At 59.8% G+C, this 10,660-nt stretch carries 10 protein-coding genes; 7 read left to right on the top strand and 3 right to left on the bottom strand.

Translation table 11 applies throughout. The features are described 5' to 3' along the window. The first annotated feature begins 21 nt into the window (after positions 1-21). Genes KGB24_RS10050 through mtnC form a run of 4 tightly spaced genes read left to right on the top strand, consistent with a single transcriptional unit; the run spans position 22 to position 3,030 of the window. Positions 22-1,167, top strand: coding sequence for an MFS transporter (locus tag KGB24_RS10050; protein WP_032832748.1), 1,146 nt, complete (start codon positions 22-24; stop codon positions 1,165-1,167). Then, complete coding sequence (locus KGB24_RS10055; protein ID WP_008031496.1) at positions 1,164-1,784, top strand: methylthioribulose 1-phosphate dehydratase; 621 nt, start codon at positions 1,164-1,166, stop codon at positions 1,782-1,784. Before KGB24_RS10050 ends, KGB24_RS10055 begins: the two co-directional genes overlap by 4 nt. Before the next feature lie 12 nt (positions 1,785-1,796). Then, a complete protein-coding gene (locus KGB24_RS10060) occupies positions 1,797-2,342 on the top strand; it encodes a 1,2-dihydroxy-3-keto-5-methylthiopentene dioxygenase (protein WP_008031498.1) in 546 nt (181 codons plus the stop codon). Between the two features lie 4 nt (positions 2,343-2,346). Further along, positions 2,347-3,030 carry an acireductone synthase gene (gene mtnC / locus KGB24_RS10065; RefSeq protein ID WP_223414377.1) on the top strand — a complete coding sequence of 228 codons (684 nt, stop codon included), beginning with the start codon at positions 2,347-2,349 and terminating at the stop codon, positions 3,028-3,030. A gap of 134 nt (positions 3,031-3,164) precedes the next feature. Here the strand turns inward: mtnC and KGB24_RS10070 are convergent, their stop codons facing one another. After that, a complete protein-coding gene (locus KGB24_RS10070; RefSeq protein WP_008031503.1) occupies positions 3,165-3,443 on the bottom strand; it encodes a DUF3509 domain-containing protein in 279 nt (92 codons plus the stop codon). A 331-nt stretch (positions 3,444-3,774) separates the two neighbouring features. Here KGB24_RS10070 and KGB24_RS10075 point away from each other — a divergent pair, with 331 nt between their 5' ends. Together KGB24_RS10075 and KGB24_RS10080 are read left to right on the top strand one after the other, a co-directional pair. After that, the gene (locus KGB24_RS10075; protein WP_223415093.1) at positions 3,775-5,613 is read left to right on the top strand and encodes a long-chain-acyl-CoA synthetase; all 1,839 of its coding nucleotides are present in this window, start codon (positions 3,775-3,777) and stop codon (positions 5,611-5,613) included. A 96-nt stretch (positions 5,614-5,709) separates the two neighbouring features. Then, complete coding sequence (locus tag KGB24_RS10080) at positions 5,710-6,228, top strand: ankyrin repeat domain-containing protein (RefSeq protein WP_223415094.1); 519 nt, start codon at positions 5,710-5,712, stop codon at positions 6,226-6,228. Positions 6,229-7,264: 1,036 nt separating this feature from the next. Here KGB24_RS10080 and KGB24_RS10085 read toward each other — a convergent pair. After that, positions 7,265-8,605, bottom strand: a complete 1,341-nt coding sequence (locus KGB24_RS10085; protein ID WP_223415095.1) for a substrate-binding domain-containing protein — start codon at positions 8,603-8,605, stop codon at positions 7,265-7,267. 201 nt (positions 8,606-8,806) lie between these two features. Then, positions 8,807-9,619 (bottom strand): exodeoxyribonuclease III, encoded by an 813-nt coding sequence (xthA, locus tag KGB24_RS10090; protein ID WP_008032791.1) that lies wholly within the window; start codon positions 9,617-9,619, stop codon positions 8,807-8,809. A 329-nt stretch (positions 9,620-9,948) separates the two neighbouring features. Here xthA and KGB24_RS10095 point away from each other — a divergent pair, with 329 nt between their 5' ends. Further along, entirely contained in the window at positions 9,949-10,599 is a 651-nt protein-coding gene (locus tag KGB24_RS10095; RefSeq protein WP_008032790.1) for a GNAT family N-acetyltransferase, read from the top strand. The last annotated feature ends 61 nt before the right edge of the window (positions 10,600-10,660 follow it).

The following is a 10,660-nucleotide window of genomic DNA, read 5'->3' on the forward strand; positions in this document are numbered from 1 at the left end:
AGCCGCTGCGGCCTGACGGTCGTGGCGGCGCTCCCGTACTGGCGGCTCTCCAGTTTCTATCTGTTCTATTTCGCCTTGCTCGGTTCGACAGCGCCGTTCCTGGCGTTGTACTTCGATCACTTGGGTTTTTCTGCCGCGCGCATCGGCGAGCTGGTGGCGATCCCGATGCTGATGCGCTGTGTTGCGCCGAACATCTGGGGTTGGCTCGGGGACTACACCGGCCAGCGTCTGGCCATCGTGCGCTTCGGCGCGGTCTGCACGCTGCTGACGTTCTCGCTGATTTTCGTCAGCAAAACCTACGCCTGGCTGGCGATGGTCATGGCGTTGCATGCGTTCTTTTGGCACGCGGTGTTACCGCAGTTCGAAGTCATCACCCTGGCGCATCTGAAAGGGCAGACGTCCCGTTACAGCCAGATCCGCTTGTGGGGTTCCATCGGTTTCATCATCACCGTGGTCGCGCTCGGTCGCTTGTTCGAATGGCTCAGCCTCGACATCTACCCGGTGGCGTTGGTGCTGATCATGGCCGGGATCGTCGTCAGCAGCCTGTGGGTGCCGAACGCACAACCGGTCCAGAGTGAAAAACTGGCGGCTGACGGGTTTCTCAAGCAGTTGCGCAGCCCCGGTGTGCTGGCATTTTATGCGTGCGTGGCGCTGATGCAGATGAGCCACGGCCCGTATTACACCTTTCTGACGTTGCACCTTGAGCGATTGGGTTACAGCCGTGGCTTGATCGGCCTGCTCTGGGCCGTTGGCGTGGTGGCCGAAGTGTTGATGTTTCTGGCCATGAGCAAGATCCTTGCGCGCTTCTCCGTGCGCCGGGTGCTGCTGGCGAGTTTTCTGCTGGCGGCGCTGCGTTGGTTGCTGCTCGGGTCGCTCGCTGAATTTTTATCGGTGCTGCTGTTTGCCCAGGTATTGCACGCGGCGACGTTCGGCAGCTTTCACGCCGCTGCCATCCAGTTCGTGCAACGTAGCTTCGGTGCGCGCCAGCAAGGGCAGGGCCAGGCGTTGTACGCGGCACTGGCCGGCACCGGCGGCGCATTGGGCGCGTTGTACTCCGGCTACAGCTGGAATGCCCTCGGGGCCTCGTTCACCTTTAGTATTGCCAGTCTGGCAGCCTTCGCGGCTGCCGTTATCATTGCCACACGTATGCAAGAGGACCGGCCATGAGCCTGACCCGTGAACACCTCGCCCAGGAAATCATCGACGCCGGGCGTTTTTTGTATGGCCGCGGCTGGTCGCCGGCCACCAGCAGCAACTATTCGACCCGGCTGTCGCCGAGCGAAGCCTTGCTGACCGTGTCCGGCAAGCACAAGGGCCAGTTGGGCATCGACGATGTGCTGGCCACTGATCTGTCGGGCAACAGTCTGGAACCGGGCAAAAAACCGTCCGCCGAAACCTTGTTGCACACCCAGCTCTATAGCTGGCGTGCGGAGATCGGCGCGGTGCTGCACACCCATTCGGTGAACGCCACGGTGCTGTCGCGCCTGACGCCGGAAGATTTCATCGAGTTCGAAGACTACGAACTGCAAAAGGCGTTCAGCGGCATCTCGACCCACGAATCCCGGGTGCGGGTGCCGATTTTCGACAACGATCAGGACATTGCGCGCTTGGCCGCCAAGGTGCAGCCTTGGCTGGAAGCCCATCCCGATTGCGTCGGCTATCTGATTCGCGGTCACGGCCTCTACACCTGGGGCGCCCGCATGAGTGATGCGTTGCGGCAGATCGAAGCCTTTGAATTTTTGTTCGAGTGCGAGTTGAAGACGCGCTCGATCCTAAACCGTTAAGGAGTTGCCCTGATGAGTAGCCTGTCCGTCTACCACGTCTCAAGCCCTGACATTCCGAACAAGGTGCTGACCCATTTCGAAGACATCGCCTCGACCCTGGCCGAGCAAGGTGTGCGCTTCGACCGCTGGCAAGCGGCGGCGAAAATCCAGCCCGGCGCCAGTCAGGAAGAAGTGATTGCCGCGTACCAGGAGCAAATCGACAAGCTGATGACCGAACGCGGTTACATCACCGTCGATGTGGTCAGCCTGAACAGCGATCATCCGCAAAAAGCCGAATTGCGCGCCAAGTTCCTCGACGAGCACCGCCATGGCGAAGACGAAGTACGATTTTTCGTCGCCGGCCGTGGCTTGTTTACCCTGCACATCGACGATTATGTCTACGCCGTGCTCTGCGAGAAAAACGACCTGATCTCGGTACCGGCCGGCACGCCACACTGGTTCGACATGGGCGAGCATCCGCATTTCGTCGCGATCCGGCTGTTCAACAACCCGGAAGGCTGGGTGGCCAATTTCACCGGCGAAGACATCGCCAGCCGCTTCCCGCGTCTTGAGGACTGAGTCGATGCCGATCAAAGCGATTCTCACCGACATCGAAGGCACCACCAGCGCGGTGAGTTTTGTGTTCGAGGTGCTGTTTCCCTACGCCGCCAAACACCTGCCGGACTTCGTTCGCCAGCACGCCGCGCGCGCCGATGTGGCGGAGCAACTGCACACCGTGCGCCGGGATAGCCATGAGCCGGACGCCGATGTCGAACGTGTCATCGAGATTCTCCTGGGCTGGATCGCCGAAGACCGCAAAGCCACGCCGCTCAAGGCGTTGCAAGGCATGGTCTGGGAGCAGGGCTATCAGGCCGGGCAGTTGAAAGGTCACGTGTACCCGGACGCCGTTGAAGCGCTCAAGCGCTGGCATCAGCAGGGTTTCAAACTGTTTGTTTATTCCTCGGGTTCGATACAGGCGCAAAAACTGATCTTCGGCTGCTCCGAGGCGGGGGATTTGTCGCCGTTGTTCAGCGGCTATTTCGACACCACATCGGGGCCCAAGCGTGAAGCGCAGTCGTACCAGCGCATCACCCAGGCCATCGGCCTTGAAGCAGCGCAGATACTGTTCCTGTCGGACATCGTCGAAGAGCTGGACGCGGCGCGCACGGCGGGTATGGCAACCTGCGGACTGGCGCGAGAAGGCGGGGAGTTGGCAGGGCATGTGACCGTGGACAGCTTTGCCCGGATCAACCCTTCCGCGTACTAATTCACGACGCTAACCTGTAGGAGCGAAGCTTGCTCGCGAAGGCGGCGTATCAGGCGATATTAATGTTGACTGATACGCCGCCTTCGCGAGCAAGCTTCGCTCCTACAAGGGCTGGTTTGCAGCGTTGAAACGGTTTATGCCGAGTGATACGTCGGCAGCGCAAAGCGCTGTTGGCTTTGCAGCATGGAGATCTGCGGCAATTCGCTGGCCTGTTCGGCCAGGTCACGGCGGATCGCACTGATCACCCACGACAGCTGATCACCGGCATGCAACTGCTGGTAGGAAACCGAGCGCTTGAAGACTCTGCCTTCACTGCTGCGCAAGGTCAGCAGAATGCCACCGTCGGGACGTGGCTGGGTGGTGACTTCGAAGTTGGAGAACAGGGACGAAAATTTTTCCTGGATCAGGTTCATGTCTATCAGCTCCGTAAGCGCTTGAATGGCAAGCATGCAGAGGTAGTTGCAGTGATTGTGCCAGCACCTGATTTTTTAAAAATCGTTATAAATCAATAGTTTAGTTTTCATCCGGATTTTTGCTTTCGTGCAATCTGCATGAATGGCCATCGTGCATCCTGCATTTTGCGAGGTCGATGTCGGTTCGATGGAACCATTCACATCCTCCGGGTTCGCGTTTTTCGCGGATACAAAACATTTCAAAAACCGCGTGTACAGCTCAAGAACCGTTGACGTATTTTCGGGCTCAATCACCGTCGCCCGACAATAAAAAGATCGAACGGGAGCACCCATGAGCCGCACGACGAACGACACGATTACCTGGGGCATGATGCTCCGCAAGCTGCCGTCCATTGCCAAAGCCATCCCCCGGGTGGTGAAAGGCATGAAGGCCGCCAACGTCAAGGACCCGACCCAACCGTGTGGCCTGGGCTGGAGCTTCGAACAAGCGACGTTGCGCAATCCCGCCGGCCCCGCCTTGCTCCAGGGCGCGGTGGTGCTCACGTACTCGCAAGTCAATCAATGGGCCAATCGCATCGCCCATCACTTGATTGCCCAAGGCATCGGCAAGGGCGACGTGGTCGCAGTGTTCATCGAAAACCGCCCGGAGCTGTTGGTGAACATATTGGCGGTGGCCAAAGTCGGGGCGATCAGTGCCTTGCTCAACACGTCTCAAACCCGCGATACCCTGGCCCACAGCCTGAACCTGGTGGCGCCGGCAGCGATCATTGTCGGTGAGGAGCTGGTGCCGGCGTTTGCGGCAGTGCGCGAACGGGTCTCGATCGACGCGGCGCGCACCTGGTTCGTCGCCGACCAGGACACCTATCGCCAACCGGGCGTTGCGCCCGACGGTTTCATCAACCTGATGACCGCGATTGCCGACAGCCCCAGCGACAACCCTGCCAGCAGTCAGCAGGTTTTTTTCGACGACCCGTGTTTCTACATCTACACCTCGGGCACCACCGGGCTGCCCAAGGCCGGGGTGTTCAAGCATGGCCGCTGGATGCGCAGCTCGGCCAGTTTTGGCTTGATCGCGCTGGACATGCGCCCCGAGGACATCGTCTATTGCACCTTGCCGCTGTATCACGCCACCGGGCTGTGCGTGTGCTGGGGCTCGGCCATCAGCGGCGCCTCGGGGTTTGCCATCCGCCGCAAGTTCAGCGCCAGCCAGTTCTGGAGCGACGTGCGCAATTACCGTGCGACCACCCTCGGTTACGTCGGCGAATTGTGCCGCTACCTCGTGGATCAACCGCCCAGCACCGAGGACAACAAGCACGGCGTGACGAAAATGATCGGCAACGGCCTGCGCCCCGGCGCATGGCACGAATTCAAGACGCGCTTTGGCGTGAACCACATCTGCGAGTTGTACGCGGCCAGCGACGGCAATATCGGTTTCACCAACATCCTCAACTTCGACAACACCGTCGGGTTTTCCCTGATGTCCTGGGAGCTTGCGGCCTACGACCATGACAGCGGCGCGCCGACGCGGGACGCCAACGGCTTCATGCGCAAGGTGGCCAAGGGCGAGCAGGGGCTGTTGCTGGCGAAGATCGACGACAAGGCGCCGCTGGATGGCTACACCGATCCGCAGAAGACTGAAAAAGTCGTGCTGCACGACGTGTTCGAGAAGGGTGACCGTTACTTCAATACCGGTGACCTGCTGCGCAACATCGGTTTTGGTCACGCGCAGTTCGTCGATCGCCTAGGGGACACTTATCGCTGGAAGGGTGAAAACGTCTCGACCACCGAGGTCGAAAACATCCTGCTGCAACACCCGAACATTTCCGAAGCCGTGGCTTATGGCGTGGAGGTCCGCAACACCAACGGGCGCGCCGGGATGGCGGCGATCACGCCCGCCGAGTCCCTGGCGACCCTGGATTTCAGCGAGCTGCTGGCCTTCGCCCGTGAGCAAATGCCGGCGTATGCGGTGCCGCTGTTCCTGCGGGTGAAAGTGAAGATGGAGACCACCGGCACCTTCAAATACCAGAAGACCCGGCTCAAGGACGAAGCCTTCGACCCTGGCAAAACCGGCGACGATCCGATCTATGCCTGGCTGCCGGGTACTGACACTTACGTGCAGGTCGACGAACAATTGCTGGTGGATATTCACGGCGGCAAGTACCGCTATTGATTGTGGCTATGGCGTGCCTTGAGAAAAAACAAGTGACAGTGTCGGGGGCGCTCGGGAAACTGTGGGCTTTGCGAATAACTGTAAGTGGAGTTTCCAATGTCCGATCAAAGCCGCCAGATGACCCCCGAAGAAGCCGCCGAATTTGCCGAACAGGTTTTCAACAAGGCGCGCGAGGGCGATGCGGCGATGATGGCTGCGCTGCTGACCAAAGGCCTGCCGCCGAACCTGCGCAACCACAAGGGTGACACGTTGCTGATGCTGGCCGCTTACCACGGCCATGTGGACACAGTGAAAGTGCTGCTTGAGCACAAGGCCGATCCGGAAATCCGCAACGACAATGGCCAGAGCCCGATTGCCGGCGCGGCGTTCAAAGGGGACCTGGCGGCGGTCAAGGCGTTGGTCGAGGGCGGTGCGCTGGTGGAAGGTGCATCGTTTGACGGTCGTACGGCGTTGATGATGGCGGCGATGTTCAATCGCGTGGAAATCGTTGATTACCTGATCAGCAAAGGGGCGGATCCGAAGGCCAAGGATGCCAATGGGGTTTCGGCGTTGGATGCTGCGAAAACGTTGGGTGCGGTGGATACCGTTGCGCAATTGGAGAAACTGCTGGGCTGATTGAGCGGAAGGACCCGGAACCCCTGTGGGAGTGAGCCTGCTCGCGATGGCTGTGTGTCAGGCGCCTGGTTTTTCGATGGTGTACATATCCGTTTCTGCGGTAACGGCGGCTATTGGTTTCGCCCTTACGGCGAGTCACTTTCGAAAAGCGCGAAAGTAACCAAAGCGCTCTTGCCCCTTTCGTTCGGTGCCTCGCTAAGGCTCGGCATGCCCTCGCTCCGGTCCTGCTCCGTGGGCCCGCCGCCATCGGCCATCCATGGCCGGGTTGCCCACTACGCAGAACCTCCACTCGGCCTCTCGAGGGGGCGACCACCGCCACAGCCGCCGAGGCGGCCTGAAAGCCGACCTGGCTCATTTTGTGTACGCGTTGTCCTTCTCTGATGCGTTCACTCATTCCCGACATGTACACCGCTCCCCTGTAGGAGCCGGCTTGCTGGCGATAGCGGTGGGGCAGTCGACGCATTTACTGACTGGAAGGGCGCCATCGCCAGCAAGCCGGCTCCTACAGGGGATCGTATTTCTCCAAACACATCTGCATTTCCCTTGTAGGAGCCAGCTTGCTGGCGATGGACGTCAACGATAACGCGGGCTGTCTGAACGAACGCGTTGCCCAGATGCTTTTCGCCGGCAAGCCGGCTCCTACAGTTGATCGTATTTATCCAAATGCATATGCATTTCCGTTGTAGGAGCCAGCTTGCTGGCGATGAACGTCAACGATAACGCGGGCTGTCTGAATGAACGCGTTGCCCCGACGCTTTTCGCGGGCAAGCCTCGCTCCTACAGGGAATCGCGTTTGCTTTTGCTTCTCACCACTCATCAGGCCGAGCGTTAGCTCGCCTTCAGCTTTTGATCTGAGCGCCCCCTCGCTCCGGGCCCACGGAGCAGGACCGGAGCGAGGGCATGGCGAGCTTTTGCGAGCCACCGAACGAAAGGGGCAAGAGCGCTTGGTTACTTGGCGCTTCTCCAAGTGACTCGCCGTAAGGGCGAAACCAATAGAAGCCGTTACCGCAGCAACGGATATACACACAAAACCCAATCAATACACCCAAACCTCAACCCGCCGATTCTTGATCCGCCCCTCATCCGCGCTATTGGCCGCCACCGGCATCTCGGCGCCAAAACCGCGAATCTCGCGAAACACCACGCCGCTTTTCACCAACTCCCGCCGCACCGCCATGGCCCGCAATTTCGACAGCAGGTCAGCCCGCGCCGGATCGCTCTTGGCATCGCCAAACCCCACCAACGTCACCTGCCGGTTGGTTTTCTGGTTCTGCTGAAGGTAATCAAGCACCCGCGTCAGGTCCTGTCGGGCCTTGTTGTCCAGCGTTGCGCTGCCTTCCTCGAAACGGAAATTCACAGTCAAGCGCTGGGCGTGGCGGCTGAGCGCCTGATAACCCTCGGGCATCAATGCATTGGGCGTAACGGCCATCGCCTGGACGGTCTGGGCAATAAACCCGTTGGCCGCGACGATGGCCTGGCCGCTGCTGCTTTGCGCAAACGCGACCAACGCTTCGGCCCAGGGGTTTTTGGCGTTGGGCGGCAGGTAAAAGAACAACCGTCGCGACAACGGATAGTCTTCCGTGGCAATCAGGCTGTTAAGCGGCGGCATAGCCTGAGATTGGCCATCGACGATCGCCACGGCTTTGGCCTGACGCACGTAGGGCAGGCCGATAAAACCGATGCCTTGCGGATCGAGGCTGACCGCGTCGGACAATTGCTCGCTGGATTCGAAACGTTTCGCTGCGCTGTTCAGCGTTTTCCCACGACGACTGAGCACCACTTCCTTAAACGTGTCGTACGTGCCCGATTGGTCATCCCGCGCATACAGGTGAATGGCTCCGCCGCTGCCGCCGAGTTCTTCCCAGGTTTTCACTTCGCCGCTGAAGATTTGTGCAAGTTGTTCGGTGTTGAGTTGATTCAGCGGGTTTTGCGGATGAAGGATGATTGCCAGGCCGTCGATGGCGATCACCTGCTCGGCGCCGGGACTCTTCAGGTCGCCGAGGGATTGCAGGGCCAGCAGTTCACTGTCCTTGATCGGACGCGAAGAGGCGGCGAGGTCCGCCGTAGCGTTTTTCAGGGCGGTGAAACCGGTGCTGGAACCGTGGGCCGCGATGTCCACCATAACCCGGCGGCCCTGAGCGGTTTCGCCGACCACGCGCAATTCGTTGGCTTTGTCCGGGGTTTCGCTGTGGACCTTGAGCAAGCCTTGCTCGCGCATCAAGCCCTCGACCAGCGCCGGGCCCAATGCCGCGCCGATGGTGTTGGAACCCTGGATGCGCAGCAACGGTCCTTGTTTGGGCGTCGGCAAGTCAGCGGCCGACGCGGTGATGGGCAGCCCGGCGCACAGCATTAACAGGAAGAAAACGCGCAGCGTCATGCCGGCACCTTTAAAGAACAAAGAAAGTGTCGGGAGATTAAGTCAGTAAGGTTTCTGAAAGATGACAGTTAACCTTGTAGGAGCGGCCGGTCGACGCTCGATTGCCAGCGAAGGGGGCTGATATTCAACATCTAAGTTGGCTGACAGTCCGCTATCGCGAGCAAGCTTGCTCCTACAGTTGAGCTGCGTTGAGCCGGGGGATCAGCTCAACTCAAGCCAGATCGGCGCGTGGTCCGACGGTTTTTCCATCCCGCGCAGTTCGTAATCCACGCCGGCATCCTTCACTCGCGGCAACAAGCCGTGGGATGCCATGATCACGTCAATCCGCAGCCCGCGCTTCGGTTCATCCTCGAAGCCACGGCTGCGGTAGTCGAACCAGCTGAATCGGTCGGCCACGTCCGGGTTCAGATGGCGGAAGCTGTCCACCAGGCCCCAGTTCTTCAGGCGGGCCATCCACTCGCGTTCTTCCGGCAGGAAGCTGCATTTGCCGGTTTTCAGCCAGCGCTTCATGTTGTCCGGGCCGATGCCGATGTCGCAGTCTTCCGGGGAAATGTTCACGTCGCCCATCACCACCAGCGGCTGTTCGTTGTTGAACTGGCTTTCCAGCAGGTGCTGCAGATCGTTGTAGAAACGTTCCTTGGCCGGGAATTTGGTTGGATGGTCGCGGCTTTCACCCTGTGGGAAATAGCCGTTCATGATCGTCACCGGCACGCCATTGGCATCAGCGAACGTGCCCCAGATGAAGCGGCGCTGGGCGTCTTCTTCATCGGTGACGAAACCTTTGTGCAGTTCCAGCGGTTCCTTGCGAGAGAGCAGGGCAACGCCGTAGTGACCCTTTTGCCCATGGAAATACACGTGATAGCCCAGCGCCTGGATCTCGGCCAGCGGGAACTGATCGTCGTGGACCTTGGTTTCCTGCAGGCCGATCACGTCCGGCTGATGCTTTTCGATCAGCGCCGCCAGCTGATGAGGACGAGCACGCAGCCCGTTGATGTTGAAGGAGACGATCTTCATGGTCGGCAGTCCTGGCAAAAGGGCGATGCTAGCTGACCTGTGGGATTGGGGCCAGTGTGGGGTGAGGGGATTCGCTTTTGTCCGTCAGATTTGCATAGGCAGTAATGGCCTCTTCGCGGGCAAGCCTCGCTCCTACGGGTTTTGTGTCGTACCCAAATAATTCGGCAGACATAGAACCTGTAGGAGCGAGGCTTGCCCGCGAAGAGGCCAGTTCAGTCGATGAAGATCCTGACTTTGGTCTATACCTGTCTGGGGAACTGTGAAGCCACCTACACGCTCGTACCAATAAGAGCGCAGCCACCCGAGCCGCGCCGGGGAGAATGACCGTTATGCCCGAAACCTCGACCGTCATCGCCGATATCCACATGCTCGACAGCGGTTATTCCCGCGAAGCCCGCTCCCTGTTGTACCAGGCCTACCGCCACGAGCCGACCTTCGGCTACCTCTTCGAAGCCGAACGCCCCGGTTATGAACAACGGGTGCGCGCCACCGTGCGGGAACTGGTCAAGCAACACTTTCTTCAGGATTTGCCGGCCATCGGCCTGCTGGTCAACGACCGCTTGATCGGTATCGCGCTGATCGCGCCGCCGCAACGACGCCTGGGCATTACCGAAAGCTGGGCGTGGCGCCTGCGGATGGTGCTCAGCACCGGGTTTCGCTGCACTCGCCGCTACCTCGAATACCACGACGCGGTGATGGCCTGCGTGCCGTCCGATTCGGTGCACCTGCTGCCATTGCTGGGGGTTCACCCGCAATTTCAGGGCAAGCACTTCGGCGAACAACTGCTGCAGGCGGTCCATAACTGGTGCGCGGTCGATGAACATTCCCAGGGTGTAGTCCTCGATACCGGGAACCCGCGTTATCTGGAGTTCTATAAACGTCAGGGCTACGAGGAAATCGGTGAAGTGGCGGTAGGACCGATCCGCGAGCACGTGTTTTTCCACGCCAACCCACAGGTGCTGCAAACCGCCACGGCATAAAACGGTAGAACTTTCGCGGGGCGCGAGGCTCTATCACGCTCCCACGCTCGTGATAGCATCC

The sequence above is a fragment of the Pseudomonas sp. BF-RE-25 genome (assembly GCF_019956105.1).
GTDB lineage: Bacteria > Pseudomonadota > Gammaproteobacteria > Pseudomonadales > Pseudomonadaceae > Aquipseudomonas > Aquipseudomonas migulae.